We start from the raw sequence: 20488 nt of genomic DNA, 5'->3' as shown, positions 1-20488 counted from the left end.
TCTGTCTGTGAGTGCTCTGTTTTCCCCGGCTGCGTCCGAAACCCTCAGCACCTCCTGAGGTTTCGGACGTTGCTTTTTCAGCCCCTGCCCTTAAGGGCACCCCAGCCCCACCTGCCCCAACCTGCCCCCTGCCACATGGAGCCTGCCCCTGTCCCCTGCCACTGCCACCTGGAACCGTCCATCCTCCCGGCCTGCGCTGCTTTCTCATATCATCCATACCCGTATACCCAAATCACGTCCACGCCGTCTCATCCATACTGGGATTGCCTGCAAGGTAATGCTCAAACAGCTCTGCCTGCCTGAATCTGCCTGGTTATTCAGGACTATGCCTGGTCTGAGGCCGCAGCCTTCTGCGAAAGCTCCTTTGGCCTGTATATCGCTTAGTGAGATATGAAAATATTCACATACTTTGTGTATGTAAGTCTTTTGATAAAATAAACTATGTCAATTTGTGTAAAATATAGTGGTTTACGCTTGAGTTAATTGCAGTTACCGCTAAAATATCACCTTTGAAGTGTTATCTAGATACGGTTTTTTCTCTTCCAGCTATCAGCTTCCCGTGGGTTAAGAGCACTTGCCGTGCTCTGTCAACAAGGCTATCAGCGTGACCCGATAACATAACGTGCCTGCGCCTGAGCAGGTATGAAGAGCTTCCGAAGTAAGACGGAATGTAAGAACAATATATTGATCGGCAATCAGGAAACAGCTGCCATGACAGTGAGTCTGCTCTGAGCAGCGGCCGACATGCTCCACTGAGGATTAAATACCTACGGACTTCATGTCCTGTCTGCATCAGCCATAAGTACTCAGATCAACAGACATTGCTCTGACCGGCCAGCAGCCTCAGTAATATGCATGAGCAGGCGGCACCTGACAAAGCCGCAGTCAGTCTGTATTAATTTGCCGGAATAGAGAATTAATTACTTAAGGGTCGATACAGCACATCCAAGCTCATTTTCTGTGCCTGCCTGCCTGATATTTCAGGATCCAGGCAAAGTGGTGTGGTCTGCCTGAATAACACGGTCACTGCTCTCACCTCGCGCGCCCCGCGCAACAGTTTCAAAGTCAGGTCACTTCCGGCGACTTCAGGTGAGGCTCAAAGATTTTTTTGATGTTTTAGAGGCTTGTTTAATGTTAATTTCCAAGCACCAGGTCATTACCTGTGATGATATCCTGCTTTCTCTTTGCGACAGCGTTTGTGACGTTTTAACCGCAGCCACCAACGATAAAGTCTCTTTTACCCCGATGATCCAGAAGATCAACAACACCACCCTGCGCCCTGATATCGGTACCTTTGTACTGTTCACCGGCACTTTCTCAGGAATGGTGGTGCTGAACTTCCCTAAGGAAACCGCCATGGAGCTTTACAGCAATTACATGAAGCTCATGGGCCTTTCTGACAACGACCTGGCCACCAACTACACCTCTGAGGAAGTTTCCAACACCCTGGGTGAGTTAATGAACCAGATGGTAGGTAACTTCACTGCCAAGATGAGTACCACCTTAAACGGCCGTATTCACCAGTCTCAGCCAAAGATGCTGTCCCTGCCTCACCAGGTTGAGATCAACATCAACATGACCCTGGATCACCCTGAAGTTTCCCGTATCACCTTCTTTACCGCCTTTGGCAACGCTTTCTACCTCGAGCTGGCCATGGATCACACCGAGTTCAAGCTCGCCCGTGACCTTGAGCCTGCCGATCAGCCATTAACCCCTGAGGAAATCATGGCTCAGGCCGGTATCGTTTAATTTACGCTACCTGGCGCCCGTCCCGGGTCTCACCGCCTGTTATCAGCCCCGCCAAGGGCTCACAGCATGGTGTCTGCTCCGCCCAGGGCTCACAGCCTGGTACGAGCCCCGGCCCGGAATCATGCCATGGATGGCTGAGGTCATAACCTGCCTGCCCTGATGGCTTTAAAAGGCAGCTGCACGCTACAGCGTCAGCTGCCTTAAATTTTGGTGCCTGCCAGGGCGCGCAATAACCTGCCTTGCCGCACCACGCGGCCCGGTCAGTACTGCAAGGCAGTCCTTCCCTGAAGATGGCATGCCTGTCTTGCGCCGGATATGACCCTGTCACTATGCCTCCTGGCCTTGCCAGGCAGCGCCTGTGACCGGGCGGCCGGGGAGGCTATGTTCACGGCGGAGCATTGATGCCCGGCACTTGGTCAGCCGGGATAAAACGTCGTATACTTACGAAAATTTTTGACCCTAATCGAGGTATAGAGATGAGCACACCAGGCATTGATTTTCGCCAGACCCGCTTTATTACCAGTGCCCCGGATCTTCATCGTCTGCCTGACGATCTGGGAGCTGAAATTGCCTTTGCCGGACGTTCCAACTCAGGAAAGTCCTCATCGTTAAATGCAATCTGCGATCAGAACCATCTTGCCAAGACTTCACGTACCCCTGGCAGAACCCGTCTTATCAACCTTTTTGAGGTTAAAAAGGGCTGCTCCCTGGTAGATTTGCCAGGTTATGGCTACGCTGCCGTACCTGAAAGCATGAAGCGCCAGTGGCAGAAGTCCATGTCTGAATACCTGCAAAAGCGCAAGGCGCTGCGCGGCATCGTAGTAACCATGGATATCCGCCATCCGCTTAAGGACCACGACCGTCTTATCATAGACTGGTCCCTGGCAGCCAATCTTCCAGCTCTGATTTTGCTTACCAAGGCTGACAAGCTCGGCGTCAACAAGCGCCGTGAAGCCGTAAAGGAAGTAAAGGACATGCTCTCTGAATTTGGCGGCAATTTCACTGTTATCGCCTTTTCAGCATGGAACAAAATCGGCCTCGATGAAGTTCGCTCCATCCTTTCAGGCTGGTTCACCACTTTCCACGGCGTTGAAGCCGACGATTACGATCCTGCAGACGGAGAGTAAGACTCCCACGTCTCCCTGACCTGTCCGTCATGCGGCGGGGGCTGGCGCCGCCACTTGACAGTGTCCACGCCCAGGGGTGGCCAGGTGCAGCCAGGATCATCAGGCTGCAGGCCCGTGGCGCCAGCAAGGTGCTCAACCTGGCAGCGCCCGTCATAACAGTATTTATCGGGGCCAGACTGTCATCCTGGCCATACCAGGCTGCCTGTGCGGCAGGACATCAGGTTAAGACCTGCTGTCAGGAACTCCTGGACACAGAACTCTGGAGAAATCATTCATGTCTCAAGGCACCCTCTACATCGTTTCCGCCCCCAGCGGAGCTGGCAAGTCATCCCTGATCAATGCTCTGCTGAACAAGTTCAACCTCGATGACAGCCTGCGTCTGTCCATATCTCATACCACCCGTGATCCTCGTCCAGGTGAGGTTGACCATGAGAGCTACCACTTCGTAAGCACCGAAGAGTTTGAAAAGCTGATTGAGCGTAATGCTTTCTTTGAGTATGCCCGCGTCTTCTCCAACTACTACGGAACCTCACGTGAGATAGTCATGGACTGGATTAATCAGGGCAAGGACGTGCTTTTTGACATTGACTGGCAGGGTGCCCGCATTATCAAGGAGCAGGTACCTGAGGCCGTGAAGATCTTCATCCTGCCTCCATCTCTGAATACCTTAAGACAGCGCCTTATCAAGCGTGGTCAGGACGATGTCGATGTCATCAACAAGCGTATGGCTCAGGCCATGTCCGAAATCTCCCATTACGATGAATACGACTATGTCATCGTTAATGACGACTTTGATGAAAGCCTGATTACTCTGCGCAGCATCATCCTGTCTCACCGCGCCCGCCTTGACAGCCTGCGCAGCAATAACCAGCAGCTGCTTGATGACATGAAGCAGCAGGCCCGTGATTACGAGGCCGCATGGCTGCCTTGCGCCAGCGCCCTGCAGGCTGCCTTTGCAGCTGCAAGCGGCAGTGGCACCGACAGCGAAGAAAAATAATCTGAGCCTTACCACCGGCAGGCCCCTGGTATCAGGCCATCAGAGCCTGAGACCAGGGGCGCAGGCAGCGCCCGCCCAGGGCATAAGCATGCTAAGAATATGGTCCAGGCGCTGCTGCGCCACAGTATGCAGTCTGGCCGGGCTGTAAAGCCCGGCTGCATCATGTTATCCGGGCGGGAAAAATTTGTCCTTTATCGGACCGTTACCGATCTGGACCGTGTTTTTCTGTTAAAATGAATGGCTTTTAGCAGTAAATTATGAACGGGCTCAGGATATTAGGTCCATACCGGCGCGCTGCGCCCATGAGACAATGCCCGTTGCTGACAGCATACCGTTTCTTATCTGCAGATAATGCATAAGACAGCCTTGCAGACAGCAGATACGGTACCCTCCAGGATTCAGGGAGAACACATACTCCCGGCCCTGCCTGTATACGGCCGGCGCCACCTGACAGAACAGGCCCATGCGCCCACCGGCCATGCAGTGCATCATATAATCGGAACCCTGCTTTCCTCTCCGGTTTTTCCCTGTGATCAAAAACAGCCCGTTCCTTTCAGGAATGACGGCTTTTTGCTGTTTGACGCAGCAAAGATCAGCCTGTTGAGTCACACCACTGATTTTTAATTGTTCTGGTAGCCCGTGAAGAGAGCTTTTCATGAGGCAACTAACTTGAGGTAATACATCATGGCTAGAGTTACAGTTGAAGATGCTGTGGCTAAAGTAGGCAACCGCTTTGACCTGGTTCTCATCGCTGCCCGTCGTGCCCGTCAAATCTCAATGAACGGCAGCAAGCCTTTAGTTGATGAAGAGAATGACAAGCCAACCGTAATCGCCCTGCGCGAAATCGAAGCCGGTCTCATCTCTGAAGACTTCCTCGACAAGCAGGACCGCAAGGATTTAATGCGCGGCGACAATGCCAAGCTCCCAGCAGACAATGAGTTTGCTCCTATCGATGGCGTTGAGATGTTCAACTGATAACATCGCGCCAGAGATTTCAGTCCTGACGGACCTCAACAGACCCCTGTCGGCCTCTGCCGACAGGGGTCTGCACATTTTTTGTGCACTGATTCCTTTATGGTGAAAACGTTTTTTGTCCTGATTTGCCCCTGTTAAGTTAAACTGACAAAACCCGTATTTATGATGGATGCAGAGCATTTTCCCGGGAGATAAAACCCATGAGAGCACACCTGTAGCAGGTCAGCAAATGGAAAATGTTCTTATTATTGAGAGCTGACCGTGTTATTGCCGCTTATAAGCACAAAGACAGGCCCGCGCTCAGGTATACTTAGATGAGCTGTCCTTAATTTGAGCCGGCCCTTGAGGCCTGTCAAAACAGCATCCCAATGAACGATTTACTGTGAGCGCCAGGCAGTGACCTGGCAAGGCAGACGCGGCACGGCGTGCTGTGCAGGCCCGGTGCTGCGCACTGCAGCTACAAACGGCAAAGCGCCGGCGAGCGCTCACATGACACATGCTTTGATCTGGCCTTGCAGAGCATGCTGTCACACTATGGAAAAGGCACGGGGCCGCTGCTGCAGGGTTTACTGGAAGAACTTTCCTGTCTTTTGCAGCCTGGCGGCATGGTACTGCGGCGTCACACTCGCGGCAGAGTTTTGGTGGTTGGAAATTACTTATGGTTTCTCAAAGCAATATCATTACTTCAGGTCCTAGCAGTGTGGGCAGTGCAGCAGTTGCCCCCGGTGAACACTATGGCACCGCCTGCCTTGGAACCACCGCAGCCGCCCTTTCTGCCATAGCCACAGGCTCTGCCCGTGATCCTGTGGATCATGTCCCCTTCCTCGACTCCACCAATGTTAATGCCCGTGATAATGGCGGCTTTTCTGAAAGCCTGGAGCTCAGCGCCCAGATTGCTCATGACCGCGCTCAGGGTACCCAGCAGGAGCATGTCATAGCTGACCCAATTCCTGAGGCTATGGAGTCTGAAAACTTCCATTACTATCTGCCGCTGCACAACCTGGCCTCCTCATATCTGTCAGCTGACAACATGAGGGACATTGACCGCGCCTTTGTGCTTGCAGACAAGGCTCACGCTCCACAAAAGCGTGCCTCCGGCGAACCTTACATCATCCATCCTATTGCTGTTGCCACCATCATTGCCCAGATGCACCTGGACAAGGAATCCATTATCGCCGCCCTGCTTCACGATACCGTTGAGGATACCGTCGTCACTCCTGAAGACATAAGCAGGGAATTTGGCAGCACCGTACAGGACCTGGTAAACGGCGTAACCAAGCTTGATAAACTGCGTTTCCATGACTACCGTGAAGCCCAGGTAGAGAACTTCCGCAAGATGATCCTGGCCATGACCAGAGACATTCGTGTCATTCTCATCAAGCTTGCTGACCGTACCCACAATATGAGAACCCTTGGTTCTCTGCGTCCTGACAAGCGTAAGCGTATCGCCCGCGAAACCCTGGAGATTTTTGCCCCTATTGCCAACCGTCTGGGCATTTCCGATATCAAGATTGAGCTCGAAGAGCTGGGCATTGCCGCTCTGTATCCCATGCGTTACCGCGTGCTCAAGGCTGCAGTTACCCGCGCCCGTAACAACCGCAAGGAAGTTATCAACAATATTCTTGATGCCATTAACCGCCGCCTCAAAGAGGTCAATATCGAATGCCGCGTCCTGGGCCGTGAAAAGCGTATCTACTCCATCTACAAGAAGATGGTCAAAAAGGAACTGCAGTTCCGTGAAATCATGGACGTTTACGCCTTCCGTATCATCCTTGATGATGTAGACACCTGCTACCGCGTCCTGGGTCAGATGCACAACCTTTACAAGCCACGTCCATCGGGCTTTAAGGACTATATTGCCATTCCCAAGATCAATGGCTACCAGTCCCTGCACACCTCCCTTATCGGACCTCACGGTATCCCTATCGAGATTCAGATCCGTACCGAGTTTATGGATCAGATGGCTGCCCGAGGCGTAGCTGCTCACTGGTCTTACAAGGAAAACGGCTGTGAGCCTACCTCAACTACTGCTCAGAAGAATGCTCAGCAGTGGATTAAGAACATCATTGATCTTCAGCAGAGCGCTTCAAGCTCCATGGAGTTCATTGAGGCCGTTAAGACCGACCTCTTCCCTGACTCTATCTTCGTCTTTACCCCAGATGGCAAGATCTTCGATCTGCCAGCCGGATCCACCCCTGTGGACTTTGCCTATGCTCTGCATACCGACATCGGTCAGCACTGTATCGGCGCCCGCGTCAATCACCGCATGTTCCCACTGGGACGTCCTCTGCAGTCAGGCCAGAGCGTAGAGATTATTACCTCGCCAAGCGCTGAACCAAATGCTATGTGGCTCTCCTCAGTGGTAACACCGCGCGCCCGCTCCAAGATCAGACAGTACCTCAAGGGCCTCAAGAGCCAGGAATGCGTACTCATTGGACGCCGTCTGCTGCAGAATGTGCTTAAGGACGTACGTATTGAGGAGATTCCTGAGGAGAAGATGAGTGCTGTACTCAAGGAGTTCAAGCAGCCTGATCTCAACAGCATGCTCATTGATATTGCCCTTGGTAATATCCTTGCCGTGGTAGTGGCCAGGAAGTTCAGAGACGATCTCTTTGCCAGCGACGAGGGCAAGCCAATTACCGGTACCGGCGGTCTGCCATATACCTTTGCTCAGTGCTGTATGCCTATTCCTGGCGATGAGATCATGGGTCACATCACCTCCAAGGGACTGGTAATTCACAACGCCAACTGCTCCAACATCCGTGACGTATCACGAGATCCGGAGAAGTACATGAGTGTGGAATGGGATACCACGGTAACTGCCAGCCTCGACTTCCAGACCGGCTTACGTATTGAGCTGGAAAACCGCCAGGGCATACTGAGCGAAATCTCCAATGCCGTAGACATTGGCGGATCGCAGATCGATGCCATCAACTCCGAGGTCAAGGATGACGGCACCTACCTTATCAATCTGACCATTACCGTCAGGGACCGCCTGCATCTGGCCGGCATTATCCGCCGCATCAAGGCCGTTCCTAACATCATCAGAATCTTCCGCCGCCGCTGACCGGCAGTCGCATGCAGCTGCTGGCGCAGCACAGTCTGCGCAGCAGCCAGGACCGCTGCCACAGGCAACGTCCGGCATAACACGGGGCCATGACAGACAGATGTCAGGGCCCCTTTGTTTTGTGCGCCGCAGGCCCTGTGCATCACGGGATAATTTTTGTGCCGCATTTGGCGCCCGGCCCACAGCTGTGGGCTGTTATGCTATGATTTAGTCATACTGACAGGAAACCAATTAAGGACCATACCTGGATCAGTAGCAGGTAACCTCAGGGAACTGATCCCTGCCTGACAATTACTGTTCAGGACGCATGCTCAAATCTGCCCAGTCAATAATAAAAAAGCATAATCTCAGGCTCTGACAGAATTGCAGCAGTTGCGTGATGTAAGTATGGTCATAAAGAGAGTTATGGTTATGATTGATCTGCAGAATATTGGAACCGAAGAGTCCTTTGCCGAGCTCTACCCTCAAATTGATGCCTTCTTTGAAAACGATCTCAAGCATCACCGCATTCATGTATCTGATAACCTCTTTTTAAGTGCTGTTGAGCTCAAAGCACCTCAGGGCGCTCCGGGAGTCTCCCTTGAGGACTCCAGCAATACCCTGGTAATCATCGCCGGCCGCGCCGAGACCGAGCACAAGTACGCTGAGCTGCTGTGGCATCTGCGTGATAAGGGCCTGCGCGTACTGGTCTGCTTCGTCCGTGGTCAGGGTCAGTCCTCCATGGTGCTTTATGACTCCAACAAATGCCATATTGAGCGCTTCCTGCACTACCGTGTTGACCTTGAAAACATGCTTTCCTACCTTGATGTAGGTCCTGGCTACAAGATGCTGGGCTTCTCTCTTGGTGGTCTGATTGCCCTTGAGTTCTGCTTCAACACCCGCTTCCCTTACAAGCCAAAGGCCCTGGCTCTTATCTGCCCTTTCCTTGGCATTCCAAACATGCTGGCCCCAAAGGTGGTCTACCCTATTCTCAAGCTGCTGTGCAATATCCGCTCATTTGCCCTGTCATACACAGCTCACGGCCGAGAGTACGTAAGACTGCCATTTGAAGAGAACATCCATTCTCACAGCCCGGTACGCTATGACGCCTACCATGACTACTACGTATCTCATCCGCAGCTTGCTCTGGCCGGCCCTACATACAAGTTTGTAAAGTGCTGTATGCAGGCTCAGCAGCGCCTTGACAAGATCAAATGCAACTTTGACTTCCCTATGCTTTGTCTGTCCGCCGGTGCTGACATGGTAGTATCCACTGAGGCTGCCCGTGAGTTCTGTAAGCGCCACGCCAATGACACCGTGCCTCCAAAATTCGAGCTCATCCCTCACGCCTACCATGATATTCTCAATGAGGATGACAGCTATCGTAATCCAGCCATGCTCAAGGCCCTGAACTTCCTGCTCAACGGCGAAGGTCAGTAACAGTCCTGTCATATGGCACTTACTGCCTGCTGCAGACTTTCTGCAGCCACCCCATCAGGTTCCTGCAGCCCGGCTCCAATGCGCCCCGCCTCCTGTACACTGCAGTGCAGGAGCGGGGCGCTGCTGTTTTACAGGCTCATGGATCAGCAACTGAAAGCTACAGAAGTGGTAACTGAAAGCTACTATCAGGACGCTCTTTATATCCAAAAGGATTTTGGTAGTACAATAAGCTGCAGGCAACTGAACGGCCGCCCCATATTTAAGGGATTTTGCCTCATGCATCAGTGAGTTTGCCCCGAAAATCTCAGGGATTTGACTCATTAAGCAGGGCGCTGCTTCAGTGCACTTTATTTTCCCCGTCATCTTTGACCGGCCAGGAGCAACTCCCCCGCGCCCATGCGCCCGCTCCTGCAGCCCGCCTCTTGCGCTCCAGGCGCTTGCTGACAGCCATACGGCGATGCAGGTACTGCGCCCTCATATGCGGCGCAGGCATATACGACGCACCATGTGCGTCGCTGGCATATACGGGCCCCATGTGCGGCGCTGGCATATACGACGCACCATGTGTGGCTCTGGCATATGCGGCGCACCATGTGTAGCGCAGGCATATGCGGCGCAGCCGCCATCAGGCAGGAACGCTGCGACCGCTGGAAGTTATGCCCTCATGCACTGGGCACGTACTCAATCTCAGCGTCCCTGGCAAAGAAGACAGTCTTATTTTTCGGAAGTAATACCCATGTCAGATATGCAGGAAGTAGTGGATACTCGTATCCCGGTTAATATCATCACTGGCTTCTTAGGCAGTGGCAAAACCACTTTGTTGAACCATTGGGTAAACACTCCGGAATTTAAAGATACCCTGGTTCTCATCAACGAATTTGGTGATGTAGGCCTCGATCACGAGCTGGTACAGTCAGTTGACGATACCGTTGTGTTGCTGGGCTCAGGCTGCATCTGCTGCACCCTGCAGGGTGAGCTTATCCAGTCTCTGGCTGCCAACTACATCAAGGCCTCAGAAGGTCAGATTCCAAAGTTCAACCGTGTTCTGATTGAGACTACTGGTCTTGCTGATCCGGCCGGCGTTATTTCAACTCTCAACAACGATGACTTCTGCGTTGAGACCTTCCGCTATGACGGTACTGTTACCGTGCTCGACGGCCAGTTCGTACGCGAGCAGCTGCAAAAGCAGTATGAGGCCGTAAAGCAGATTGCTCTTGCTGACATCATTCTGATTTCCAAAACCGATCTTATCGACGCTGAGGAAATCGATGCCATAGGTGAGGTTGCCCGCAGCATCAACCCTTCAGCAAAGCTCCATCCTGTAGTCAAGGGTCAGATCACTCCAAAGATCATTCATGAAATCGGTCCTTACAAGGAGTTCAGCCGCCAGAACAATGCTCAGGTCAAAGACTGGCTGGATATCAAGGTACCGGGCAAGGATGCAGGCGGTATCAGCCTTGCCTCTCCGCTGCGCCCTGCTGAAGCCAGATTTGATGCTGCTGTAGCAAAGCCTAAGATCATTGCTCACACCAATATCGAAAGCTTTGCCATCATGCGCGCTGAGCCAATCAACTCTCTGGCTCTTCTTGCTGCCATCAACCTGGTTCAGCAGCAGTATGGTGATTCCATCCTGCGCCTCAAGGGCATTATCGATATCGAAGGCCGTGAGCAGCCTGTCATCATTCACGGTGTTCAGGGGCAGCTCTATCCTGTAGGCGAGCTTGATGAGTGGCCAAATGGCGAGCGTGTCTCCAAGATTGTCTTCATAGTTCGCGCCACCGTACTTGAGCAGATCAGACATATCTTCACCCAGGCTCTGGACAACCCTGACAACGCCACCATCGACTACTACCGCCAGGTTATCAGCGCTGCTGAACGTGCCGGTGACGATGAAGACGGTGTTGAGGAAATCGTCCTGACCGATGCCTACGACAAATAAGGAGTATGGCATCTCACGGAGCTGAGCTGTCGCCCGGCTCCTCAGGCGCCCGCGCCGCACTCAATAAAAAACGCTCTGCAGCCTTATGGCTCAGAGCGTTTTTTTGATCCTGCATGACAATCAGCCCCGAAGGCGCCCGGGCAGCTGTGCTGGCGACCTGAGCGGCTGAGCACAGCCGCCTGGGGCCTCCTCAAGGTCACAAGACTCAGGCATCAGGCATGGGCATCAGGCATTGGCCAGGCATGGGCATCAGGCATTGGCATCAGGCATGGTCATAGGGCAGATGCTTCATGGCATTTGATATGGCCCGACTTATCGGGCAGTTACGGCATGGGCACAGGCCACCGGGCCACATTTTCTTTCTCACTGGCAGCTGGATGGCAGACTGATAACTGGTCACTTTTGTTATCAGTCCTGCAGTTAAAGCATGTGAATATACGCTACAGCGCATGTTAAGCAGCGCCACAGCCGCATGTAAGCGGCTCTGCATGCGCATTTGAACGTGCGCAATGGAGCATGTGAGCAGCGCAATGGCGCTTACACGACGACTCAGAGGTCTGTGTACCTTCGACCATCTGGCCTAAACACTGCTCTGGAGCTGTGGCTGAGCTCCGGAGCTGGGGATAAGCTCAGTCCTTGTCCTCATCTCCGGCTTCGTTGTTCTTGATGGCACGCAGGTGCAGATAAATGGAAGCCTTGGAGAGGTTGAGAATTTCGGAAATGACCGGGATGGCATTTCTCAGGTTGAACAGACCCTGCTTTTGTAACTCCACCACAATGGCACGGGTCTTTTGACGGTGAGGTACTGAATTGTCGTTCTGAACCTCATTTTTAATCTGGTTTACCAGAGCATTGAGCAGATCAGAGGTATCAGTTGCAAAGTACTCGTTATCGTTGCTGCTGTGCTCAGGTGACTGTTCAAAGTCGGCACACAGGATGTTAAAGAGCTCCTGCACAGGAGTTTCCAGATCAAGGTTGACGCACAGCAGGCCAATGGCCTCATTGCTGTGATTAACAATCACTGTGGTTACAGACTTCATGGCATGGCCATCACAGGATATGGTCTTGTAAGGACCGAACAGACGCTTGCGGGTGGCCTTGTACTCGGAGATGATTCTCAGAGCCTTGTCGGTTACGGGTGAGCCCAGGGTGCGGTTGGTTTTCTTGCCGTTGTGGATATATACAACTGACCTGTCGAGGTCCCGAAGTGAGTGCAGTACCACTTCCACGCTGTCCTTGAAGAACAGTCCTATCATGTCCACAATTATCTTGTACTGATTGAGAATAGTCTCGTTTTCGAGGTTACTCATAAAACCTCCAGCAGAGGGCACAGGGTAAATACGGAACCATTCACTCTAATATAAACGAGTTCATTAAAATTTTGTTAAGTGAACATCCGTTTTGTGAGTTACTTATCAAAAGTTTTAACTTAATCAAAATTAATTGAATCAATACCGCCTGAGAACACAGCCTCTGGGACCACATTGTTACGTGCTCTTTCTGCCAAAAATCCCAATCTATTATCTGCATTATGGTGCAACAGAATCATCCCTGATGTAAAACAGCTTAAACAGGCTATTTTATGCTTGAAAAAAGCCCAGTTTCAGCTCCATAACCAAATACCACCCGTGCCCTTCTCTAAAACTAAAACTGCAGAAATAAGCTGTCAAAAGTACCTGAAATGCAGTATGCAATGAGCCTGCACAGCCCCAGGCCCCCGAATATACTCTACAAAACGCAGCAAAAGGCACCAGAACTACTCTGCAGTCTCCCCGATTCACTCAACAATTGTTTAGCGAACCATACCGGCCATATCCGGCTATGCTGCTATGCTGGCCTTATCCAAGCATGCCTGCCCTATCCTTTGCCCTCATACGGCTCCTGAGGCCAGGGATGGCAGCTTACGCTGATAAATGCCTTAGTGGCCAGAGCCCGGTTGCAGCGCGTTGCACTGGCCGGTTTTGAAAAGAGCTATTCGGGCATGGCTGGGCTGGGCGCGATTGGGCGGGAAATTTTGCGGGCAGCAAAAAGCCCCTGAAATCTGAGACTTCAGGGGCTTTTTTATGACCTGCCAGTCAGGGCAGGGCTGAAGTTAAGCAATTATTACTTCTTAACTTCTTCAGTCTTGGCAGCAGTACCGGTTACGTTGATTTCTACGCGACGGTCAGCAGCCAGGCACTTGATTAAGTCCTTACGGGCCATCTTATCATCACAGCCGGTGGATACTGGAGCGGTTGAACCCAGGCCGGAAGCAGAGATGTCAGACTGAGCTACACCCTTGGCAACCAGAACCTCGGCAACAGCAGCAGCACGACGCTCGGAGAGCTTCTGGTTGTAGTCTGGGTTACCAATACGATCGGTGTAGCCAGTTACGTTGTACTGTACGAACTGCAGGTTGGAGTTCTGAGTCTCGAGGATAACCTGGTTGATAGCTTCCTGACCCTCCTGGCTTACAACAGCGCTGTCAAAGCCGAAGGTGGTGTTGGCGTCCAGGGTGTAGGTGGTGGTAACAGTCTGAGATACAGGCTCAGCAACTGGAGTGTCAGACTTGCCGCCAAATACGAAGCTTAAGCCGGCGTACATGTAGTTAACGTCAAAGTCGATGCCCTGAGTCTTCTCATCGCTGTCATAAGCGTCGAAGTAACGGTCGTAGCCAACACGTACGGACAGGCTGTCGGCAGGCATGAAGCTTACACCCATACCGGCAACTGGAACGAAGCCGTTACCGTCGTCGGTGGCCAGAGCGTACATTACACCGCCACGTAAGAAGAGGTCAGCGCCGTTGTCGTTTAAAGGTAAGGAGAAACGGGCAGATAACTCTGGGCCGTGGAGGCTGATGCTCTTGCTCTCACCTGCGTTGTCCTCGGCCTTGAAACCACCTAAGTAGTTGTAGGCACCTTCGAGGCTGAACCAGCTGCTTAAGCTGTAACCGCCGTAGATACCGCCGCCGATACCCTTCTTGTCGGTGCTGTGCCATAAGTCGGCATCATTGCCATTCCACTCGGAAAAAGCATAGCCTAAACGGCCGCCGAAGTAACCGGTGTCGGAAACAGCAGCAACAGATACGGAAGCAGTAGCTAACAGAGCTGAAGCAACGGATAAAGCTAATAAATTCTTCTTCATAAGATGATATCCCCGCAGAATACTAAATCTCCTGTTACTGTCCGCTGATTACCATGTTTTAAGGCTGAACATAAGCTGTAACAGAAAGAATCCCACATGACCTGTACTGACTTTGATGAGCGTACGGGCCTCAATTTACCCTGTGCCCCGACAGGATATTAGACATGGGGTGAGACGGAGCCTCACACGGGTCTAGTTTGACTTCTCTTCATTTCGCAATGAGAACCAGGGGCAGAACACCAGTCCCAGGCACCTCTGATGAAGAGCTTTCACGGACTGATGCTGGCGCCGGGGCGCCACAGACAGCATCCCTACTGTCATAAAAATTATAATTCAGGTTGAGAAACTGTCAAAATGCCAGGGGAAGGCAAAAGGATGTTCTCTTATTGCAGGCATTGTTACGGGATGAAAGCCGGCGCAGGACAGCTCAGGTTACATATGAACCCGTGCAAGGACCCATTTTTTTCAAGCATGTATCATGCCTGACAGTCCTGTTTTTCTGACTGTTATTTTCCCCTCAGCCAGAACATTGCAGCACCTGCATGTACTGCATGTTTTCCTCAGTTTAATGATCCGGTGCGCTCTGATACTCGTGGTGTTTGCGGGCATCAGAATAATTAAAACAAGACAGCGTACCATCTGCAGCTGACAGTTGCATTCCGCGCAGACTAAACAGGTGAGTGATGTATTTGCAGCCCTGAGACACCAACTGGAAGCTGCTTTTCAAATCAGAATCAATGAATACCTTTTGTTCACGGGAGCGGCCTTGCTGTGCACATGCTCTCCATGTCCAGATCTGATATTTATCAGCCTGAAACCATCCGGGATAACCCTGTGTCAGGCTCCGGGAATACCAGCCATGCTACTCTGTTCTTCACATAATATAAAGCGTTTTTGAACATTTTCACCCATGATGACAGTAAAGTCCCCAAAAGCAGCACACATGTCACACGTCCAACAAGGTTAAAACGCCTTTTTCATAGATACAACATACAGGTATAAAAAAATCGCCAGAGGCGACTTTCATGGGGATGGTGCTGGTTGTAGGTCTCGAACCCACGACCCCCTGTTTACAAAACAGGTGCTCTACCAACTGAGCTAAACCAGCATCAAAGTGGTGCCTATTATAGCAACTAAAAATCAAAGATCAACACAGCCCGTCAAAATTTCCAGATCCGGTAGCCCGAGCCCGTATCTGACGGGCCTGCCGCCCCCAGGTACGGTCCCTGGCACATCCGGTATCCCCAGACTCAGGTGCTGCCAGTGCCGCGCTCCGGCTCAGGCAACAGGTGCTGCCCTGGCTCCTGTTCCGGCGCTGGCAGAGCAACAGACATGAGCCCGTGGCCGCTGCGCCTTGCAGATAAACTTGTTGGGCATTGTTTGCTGATAGAATGCCCGGATAGCCCTCAGTGGGGCCACAGCCAGCCCTTTGAGTATGAGGCCAGGTACAGAATGATTGAAGAATTTACGGCCATGGAGATGAGCAAATGGCACAGACGCAAGAACAGAGCGTACTAGTTGACGGCATGGGACTGTCCTGTCCCGAGCCTCTGATGTTACTGCGCAAATGCATAAGAGAAAGCGCAGCCGGACAGCTCATTGAGCTGCGCTCAGATGACCCTGTATCGCTGCGCGATGTACCTGCATTTTGCAGCTTCATGGACCATGAGCTGGTCAGCATGCCCGATGAGGAGCATCCGCATCGCTTCTTAATCCGCAAGGGCGGAGCCTGACAGCTGCCGCTGCACGGCAGTGGGCCCGGCAGGCCCCATTACCGCGCCCACGGTCGGGCCCACGGTCGGGCCCATGGACTGGCCCATGGCAAGGACATGGGACTGCCCCGGGCATCTGCCTGTGTGGCTGGCCCCCTGCAGGCCGGGGCAAGCTCACGGGGGCATTATCACGCGTACTGGTGCCTGGGCGTGGCCATGGGGGCCGGGAGGCTGTTTTTCAGGCCATATCTGAGTGGGTGCTATCTGGCACAGGCAAGCCATTATTGAGCATTTCTGATAAAATAATGTACTTTTATCATGGCCTGGAATGCCTGTTTATGGCTTAAGGCAGTGGACTAGCAGTTTTATTTTTAGTGGTCGGACTTATACGATGTCTAATAAATATGATCTACAAACCTTTCAAGGTTTAATCTTTACCTTACAGGACTACTGGATGACTCACGGTGGTTGCATGGTAGCCCAGCCATTTGACATGGAAGTTGGTGCCGGTACCTCCCACCCTATGACTTTCCTGCGCTCTCTGGGCCCTGAGCCAATCTCCTGCTGCTATGTTCAGCCTTCCCGCCGCCCAACCGATGGCCGTTACGGTGAGAACCCTAACCGTCTGCAGCACTACTACCAGTTCCAGGTAATTCTCAAGCCATCTCCTGACAACATCCAGGACCTCTATCTTGGTTCCTTAAAGGAGCTGGGCTTTGATCCAACTGTTAATGACATCCGCTTTGTTGAGGACAACTGGGAAAACCCTACTCTGGGTGCCTGGGGCCTTGGCTGGGAAGTATGGCTCAATGGCATGGAAGTGTCCCAGTTCACCTACTTCCAGCAGGTAGGCGGTCTGTCCTGCTTCCCAGTAACCGGCGAGCTGACCTACGGTCTTGAGCGTCTTGCCATGTACATTCAGGGCAAGAATTCCATCTACGACCTGATCTGGGCCCACACTGCCAATGGCGATGTCACCTACGGTGATGTCTTCCACCAGAACGAAGTTGAGCAGTCTGCCTACAACTTCGAGCACGCCGACACCGAATTCCTCTTCAAGATGTTTGAGCAGATGGAAAAGGAAAGCAGCGATCTGCTGGCCCTTGAAAAGCCACTGCCACTGCCAGCTTATGAGCGCATCTTAAAGGCTGCACACTGCTTCAACCTCCTCGATGCCCGTCATGCTATTTCCGTAACCGAGAGACAGCGTTACATTCTGCGCATCAGAACCTTATCCAAGTCTGTTGCCGAAGCCTACTACAAGTCCCGTGAGGAACTGGGCTTCCCAATGTGCCAGCGCGGCAGATAAGCAGACTGAACCTGCCCGACTTTGTGACGCTGCTGCACCTGTGCACTCAATACCTGCACAGCACCGTGCAGCCCGGTTTTAGATTTCTGCAATTCAGATTACAGACAGTACAGTCCTGACCTTGCCCGTTTATGCCATGGGTCAGCCCATCAGGGCTCTGCCATTGAGGCCCGGGACCATTTGAGGTCTGTATCAGCCCATTGAGGCCAGGGACCATCTGTGGTCTGTATCAGCCCATTGAGGCCAGGGACCATCTGAGGTCTGTATCAGCCCATTGAGGCCAGGGACCATTTGAGTCCTGCACCATCCCTTTGAGCCATGTATCTGCCATTTAAGCCTGTACAGGCAGTTGAGCCTGCAAAACAGGATATGGTGAATGGTTTATGGTGCTCTAAGGCCAGTATCCCTGCCCTGCACCGATCAGTTCTGAATTGCCCTGTTGCTATCAGGTTAAACATGGAAAAGTTAAATTTACTCTTAGAATTAGGTACCGAAGAGTTACCTCCAAAGGCCCTGCGCAAGCTGGCTGAGTCTCTGCACGAGAACTTCGTCAGGGAATTAAACAACGAAGGCCTGAACTACTCCCAGTCCCGCTGGTTTGCCACCCCACGCCGTCTGGCCCTGATCATCAATGATCTGGACGTAAAGCAGGCTGATCGTGAGGTTGAGGTCAAGGGTCCTGCCGTTAAGGCTGCCTTTGATGCTGACGGCAACCCTACCCGTGCCGCCATGGGCTGGGCCAGCGCCAACGGTATCAAGGTTGAGGACGCTCAGCGCCTGACTACCGACAAGGGTGAGTGGCTGTACATCAAGTCCGTAAAGCAGGGTACTGAGACCAGAACTCTGGTATCTGACATGTTTGCCCGCTCCCTTGCTGCTCTTCCAATTCCCAAGCTCATGCACTGGGGCGACAAGCGTGATGAGTTCGTCCGTCCAGTTCACACCTTATGCATGATTTTCGGCAACGAGCTGCTTGACGGTGAGATTCTGGGCATCAAGTCCTCAACCACCATCAAGGGCCACCGCTTCATGGGCGCCCAGGAGCTGACCGTAAAGAATGCCGACACCTACGTTGAGCAGCTGCGCAACGAAGGTGCTGTTATTGCAGATTTTGAAGAGCGTAAAGCCTCCATCAGGGATCAGGTAACCCGTCTTGCTGACTCAGTAAATGGCAAGGCTGATCTTGATGATGCCCTGCTTGAGGAAGTTACCTCTCTGGTTGAAAACCCACATGTATTCCTGGCTTCCTTTGAGGAGCGCTTCCTTGAGGTTCCTTCCGAGGCTCTGGTATACACCATGAAGGGTGACCAGAAGTACTTCCCAATTTACGATGCTCAGGGCCGTCTGCTGCCTAAGTTTGCTTTCGTATCCAATATCAATCCTTCTGACACTACAGCCCTGATTTCAGGTAACGAGCGTGTAGTTCGTCCACGTCTGTCTGATGCCGAGTTCTTCTTCAGAACCGACCGCAAGCAGTCTCTGGAGTCCTTCTTCCCACGCCTTGAGACCGTTATCTACCAGCAGGATATTGGTACCATTGCCTACCGCTCCGGCATTGTTTCCCAGATCGCTGCCTATATCGCTCCTCAGGTAGGTGCTGACAAGGCTCTGTGTGAGCGTGCCGCTCACCTTGCCAAGTGCGACCTGGCCTCCACTCTGGTAACCGAGTTTACCGATACCCAGGGCATCATGGGCATGCACTATGCCGAGCTCGACGGTGAGGACAAGGACGTTGCTGCTGCTATCTTTGAGCAGTACTGCCCACGTTTTGCCGGTGACCAGATCCCAACCCGTCCGGTTCAGATCTGCGTAAGCCTGGCTGAAAAGCTCACCACCTTAATCGGCATCATGGGCATCAACCTCATGCCTAAGGGTGACAAGGACCCATTTGGTCTGCGCCGTGCAGCCATTGGCGTTATCCGTATCATTATCGAGAACGGTCTTGAGCTGAACCTCGTTGATATCATCAACAAGGGCTGCGAGTTCCTCAAGGACAAGTTAAAGTCCCAGGACACTGCCAGGAATGTCAGTGACTACATTTTTGCCCGCTTAAAGGCCTACTACCAGGATCAGGGTATCGGCGCTGAAATCTTCCAGTCCGTACTGTCCACCTCCCCTGTTTCCCTGCTCGACTTTGACAAGCGCGCCAAAGCCGTAGTCAAGTTCAAGGAGCTCAAGGAAGCTGAGGATCTGGCTGCTGCCTACAAGCGTGTTAACAACATCCAGGCAAAGAGCGGCCGCAACGATGCTGCCATCGATGAGGCCTTACTGCAGGATGACGCTGAGCGCAAGCTCGTTACCCATCTCAACAGCCTCATGCCAGTCATCAACGATCTGTATGGCAAGGGCGAGTACGACAAGGCCATGAGCACTCTGGCCGAGCTGCGTGACGATGTTGACAACTTCTTTGAGAAGGTAATGGTTAACCACGAAGATGCTGCCATCAAGAACAACCGTCTGGCCATCTTAAATCAGCTGAGCCTTGCTTTCTCCCGTACTGCTGACATCTCCGTCCTGTACTGAAAATAACATACTGCTTTTCCGGGGAATAACTTTCCCGGCCTTAAAAAGGGTGGCCCCTCAGGGACCACCCTTTTTTGCTGCAACTTACCGCCTCTCTGCCTGCACCTTGCCAGCAAGCAGCTGTCTCCAGACCAGGAAGCCAGCGTCATACCCGGCCACGGCCCCAGAGACCTGCTATCGTGCCGGCCGCCAGCACTGAGGCGCCATAGAGCACACTCAGCGCGCTGCAGCGCATAGTCCAGTGGAGGCCTCCTCATACCAGTCATACAGTGCTCACGCGCCGCTGCGCGCCCTGCAGGGCACCTGCAGGGCCCCAGCAGGGCCATACATGTCGCTGGCCACGGCCTTGACTGCAGCGGCAAGTGCTGCTGCAGCATCAGCTGCCGCAGCATTTGCTGTCCACTCTCAATCTGCTCATATCCCCTGACAACCTTCTCTTTGCTTATGCAGGCAGTCCGCCTGCATCTTATTTCATTTATTTATATCAATATATTATCCTGTACCTCACGCGATGGTTTATAGACCATATTGGACAAACTTTATAGTAC

General features: G+C 52.5%; 12 protein-coding genes, 1 tRNA gene and 1 pseudogene. 10 read left to right on the top strand and 4 right to left on the bottom strand.

Annotated features, from left to right (window positions below):
* Nucleotides 1-1131 precede the first annotated feature (1131 nt).
* The 3 genes and pseudogenes from MXE41_RS01390 to gmk form a co-directional block, all read left to right on the top strand.
* Nucleotides 1132-1749 carry a DUF3334 family protein gene (locus MXE41_RS01390; protein WP_246976207.1) on the top strand — a complete coding sequence of 206 codons (618 nt, stop codon included), beginning with the start codon at nucleotides 1132-1134 and terminating at the stop codon, nucleotides 1747-1749.
* Between the two features lie 476 nt (nucleotides 1750-2225).
* On the top strand, nucleotides 2226-2876 hold the full coding sequence (gene yihA / locus MXE41_RS01385; protein WP_246976210.1) for a ribosome biogenesis GTP-binding protein YihA/YsxC: 651 nt from the start codon (nucleotides 2226-2228) through the stop codon (nucleotides 2874-2876).
* Nucleotides 2877-3150: 274 nt separating this feature from the next.
* A pseudogene (gmk, locus tag MXE41_RS01380) lies at nucleotides 3151-3720 on the top strand (guanylate kinase); the annotation flags it as partial.
* Between the two features lie 420 nt (nucleotides 3721-4140).
* Here gmk and MXE41_RS01375 read toward each other — a convergent pair.
* Entirely contained in the window at nucleotides 4141-4530 is a 390-nt protein-coding gene (locus MXE41_RS01375; protein WP_247099087.1) for a hypothetical protein, read from the bottom strand.
* A gap of 27 nt (nucleotides 4531-4557) precedes the next feature.
* Between MXE41_RS01375 and rpoZ the strand changes: the two genes are divergently transcribed.
* From rpoZ to MXE41_RS01355, 4 genes are all read left to right on the top strand, one after another.
* A complete protein-coding gene (gene rpoZ / locus MXE41_RS01370; protein WP_246976219.1) occupies nucleotides 4558-4848 on the top strand; it encodes a DNA-directed RNA polymerase subunit omega in 291 nt (96 codons plus the stop codon).
* Nucleotides 4849-5806: 958 nt separating this feature from the next.
* Complete coding sequence (gene spoT, locus MXE41_RS01365) at nucleotides 5807-7915, top strand: bifunctional GTP diphosphokinase/guanosine-3',5'-bis pyrophosphate 3'-pyrophosphohydrolase (protein ID WP_246976331.1); 2109 nt, start codon at nucleotides 5807-5809, stop codon at nucleotides 7913-7915.
* Nucleotides 7916-8302: 387 nt separating this feature from the next.
* Nucleotides 8303-9334 carry an alpha/beta fold hydrolase gene (locus MXE41_RS01360; RefSeq protein ID WP_246976223.1) on the top strand — a complete coding sequence of 344 codons (1032 nt, stop codon included), beginning with the start codon at nucleotides 8303-8305 and terminating at the stop codon, nucleotides 9332-9334.
* A gap of 736 nt (nucleotides 9335-10070) precedes the next feature.
* The gene (locus tag MXE41_RS01355; protein ID WP_246976226.1) at nucleotides 10071-11273 is read left to right on the top strand and encodes a GTP-binding protein; all 1203 of its coding nucleotides are present in this window, start codon (nucleotides 10071-10073) and stop codon (nucleotides 11271-11273) included.
* A 629-nt stretch (nucleotides 11274-11902) separates the two neighbouring features.
* On the opposite strand, the gene MXE41_RS01350 is transcribed toward MXE41_RS01355, so the two are convergent.
* The 3 genes from MXE41_RS01350 to MXE41_RS01340 all read right to left on the bottom strand — a co-directional run bounded on the left by MXE41_RS01350 (nucleotide 11903) and on the right by MXE41_RS01340 (nucleotide 15504).
* Entirely contained in the window at nucleotides 11903-12583 is a 681-nt protein-coding gene (locus tag MXE41_RS01350) for a PAS domain-containing protein (RefSeq protein ID WP_247099086.1), read from the bottom strand.
* Nucleotides 12584-13376: 793 nt separating this feature from the next.
* Entirely contained in the window at nucleotides 13377-14396 is a 1020-nt protein-coding gene (locus tag MXE41_RS01345; RefSeq protein ID WP_247099085.1) for an OmpA family protein, read from the bottom strand.
* A 1032-nt stretch (nucleotides 14397-15428) separates the two neighbouring features.
* Nucleotides 15429-15504 (bottom strand) — tRNA-Thr (locus MXE41_RS01340).
* Between the two features lie 379 nt (nucleotides 15505-15883).
* On the opposite strand from MXE41_RS01340, the gene tusA reads away from it, so the two are divergent.
* From tusA to glyS, 3 genes are all read left to right on the top strand, one after another.
* Entirely contained in the window at nucleotides 15884-16129 is a 246-nt protein-coding gene (gene tusA / locus MXE41_RS01335) for a sulfurtransferase TusA (protein WP_246976234.1), read from the top strand.
* A gap of 370 nt (nucleotides 16130-16499) precedes the next feature.
* Nucleotides 16500-17417: a glycine--tRNA ligase subunit alpha gene (gene glyQ, locus MXE41_RS01330; RefSeq protein WP_246976236.1), complete on the top strand. Its 918-nt coding sequence runs from the start codon at nucleotides 16500-16502 to the stop codon at nucleotides 17415-17417.
* 456 nt (nucleotides 17418-17873) lie between these two features.
* A complete protein-coding gene (glyS, locus tag MXE41_RS01325; RefSeq protein ID WP_247099084.1) occupies nucleotides 17874-19940 on the top strand; it encodes a glycine--tRNA ligase subunit beta in 2067 nt (688 codons plus the stop codon).
* The last annotated feature ends 548 nt before the right edge of the window (nucleotides 19941-20488 follow it).

The organism is Anaerobiospirillum sp. NML120449 (assembly GCF_023051105.1).
Taxonomy (GTDB): Bacteria; Pseudomonadota; Gammaproteobacteria; order Enterobacterales; family Succinivibrionaceae; genus Anaerobiospirillum.
This window is presented reverse-complemented; position numbering and strand designations above follow the sequence as displayed.

Excerpts from the sequence above, each read along its gene's own strand:
- glyS (WP_247099084.1), top strand. The coding sequence starts at position 17,874 with ATGGAAAAGTTAAATTTACTCTTAGAATTAGGTACCGAAGAGTTACCT.
- glyQ (WP_246976236.1), top strand. The coding sequence starts at position 16,500 with ATGTCTAATAAATATGATCTACAAACCTTTCAAGGTTTAATCTTTACC.
- spoT (WP_246976331.1), top strand. The coding sequence starts at position 5,807 with ATGGAGTCTGAAAACTTCCATTACTATCTGCCGCTGCACAACCTGGCC.
- yihA (WP_246976210.1), top strand. The coding sequence starts at position 2,226 with ATGAGCACACCAGGCATTGATTTTCGCCAGACCCGCTTTATTACCAGT.
- MXE41_RS01390 (WP_246976207.1), top strand. The coding sequence starts at position 1,132 with ATGTTAATTTCCAAGCACCAGGTCATTACCTGTGATGATATCCTGCTT.
- MXE41_RS01350 (WP_247099086.1), bottom strand. The coding sequence starts at position 12,583 with ATGAGTAACCTCGAAAACGAGACTATTCTCAATCAGTACAAGATAATT.
- MXE41_RS01345 (WP_247099085.1), bottom strand. The coding sequence starts at position 14,396 with ATGAAGAAGAATTTATTAGCTTTATCCGTTGCTTCAGCTCTGTTAGCT.
- MXE41_RS01360 (WP_246976223.1), top strand. The coding sequence starts at position 8,303 with ATGGTCATAAAGAGAGTTATGGTTATGATTGATCTGCAGAATATTGGA.
- tusA (WP_246976234.1), top strand. The coding sequence starts at position 15,884 with ATGGCACAGACGCAAGAACAGAGCGTACTAGTTGACGGCATGGGACTG.
- MXE41_RS01355 (WP_246976226.1), top strand. The coding sequence starts at position 10,071 with ATGTCAGATATGCAGGAAGTAGTGGATACTCGTATCCCGGTTAATATC.
- MXE41_RS01375 (WP_247099087.1), bottom strand. The coding sequence starts at position 4,530 with ATGAAAAGCTCTCTTCACGGGCTACCAGAACAATTAAAAATCAGTGGT.
- rpoZ (WP_246976219.1), top strand. The coding sequence starts at position 4,558 with ATGGCTAGAGTTACAGTTGAAGATGCTGTGGCTAAAGTAGGCAACCGC.